The following is a 953-nucleotide window of genomic DNA, read 5'->3' as shown; positions in this document are numbered from 1 at the left end:
GGAGACGCCTTCGACCTGCTCTCCCAGGAACTGGCCCGCTCCCACGAGGTGGCCGTGGCCGCCGTCGTCCAGGCGTCCCGGCTCTCCAGCAGCGCCGGCGACGAACAGAAGGTCGAGGTCTTCGTCAACCTCGCCCGACGCCTCCAGTCCCTGGTGCACCGCGAGATCCAGCTCCTCGACGAGCTGGAGAACGAGGCCGAGGACCCGAAGCTGCTCAAGGGCCTGTTCCACGTCGACCACCTCGCCACCCGCATCCGCCGGCACGCCGAGAACCTCGCCGTGCTCGGCGGCGCCGTCTCCCGACGCCAGTGGTCCCACCCGGTCACCCTGTCCGAGGTGCTGCGCTCCTCGATCGCCGAGGTCGAGCAGTACCCGCGGGTGAAGCTCGTCCCCCCGGTCGAGGGCACCCTCCGCGGGCACGCCGTGGCCGACGTCATCCACCTCCTCGCCGAGCTCGTCGAGAACGCGACGCTGTTCTCCGCGCCGCACACCACCGTGCTGCTCCGCGCCCAGTACGTCACGGCCGGCCTGGCCGTCGAGGTCGAGGACCGCGGGCTCGGCATGCCCCTCACCGAGCAGCACAGGATGAACGCCCTGCTCGCCGCCCCCGACCAGGTCAGCGTCGCGCACCTGCTCCAGGACGGCCGCATCGGACTCTTCGTGGTCGCCGCCCTCGCCCGCCGCCACGGCATCACCGTACGGCTCCAGTCCAACATCTACGGCGGCGTCCAGGCCGTGCTCGTGCTCCCGCAGGGCCTCCTCGGACCCGACCCCGAGGGCCTCGCCCCGCACGAGCACCAGGGCACCACGGCCACCGGGCCCGCCGCTGTCCCTCCGCAGGTACGTCCGGCGTCGTCCGCCACGGCCGCGGAGCCCGTAGCCGCGACGGCCACCCCGGCCTCCGCGACCGCCCCCGCACCGGACCCCCACCCTGCGCCCGCGGTCCCCGACAC

The 953-nt window shown here is 73.9% G+C and carries 1 protein-coding gene; it reads left to right on the top strand.

The window, feature by feature from the left end:
• Positions 1–953: sensor histidine kinase (locus EAO70_RS09970; RefSeq protein ID WP_187283828.1), on the top strand; the 953-nt coding region annotated here is incomplete at both ends.

The organism is Streptomyces sp. adm13(2018) (assembly GCF_008042145.1).
GTDB lineage: Bacteria > Actinomycetota > Actinomycetes > Streptomycetales > Streptomycetaceae > Streptomyces.
The sequence above is the reverse complement of the archived record's forward strand: the minus strand, read 5'-3'. Positions and strand labels throughout refer to the sequence as shown.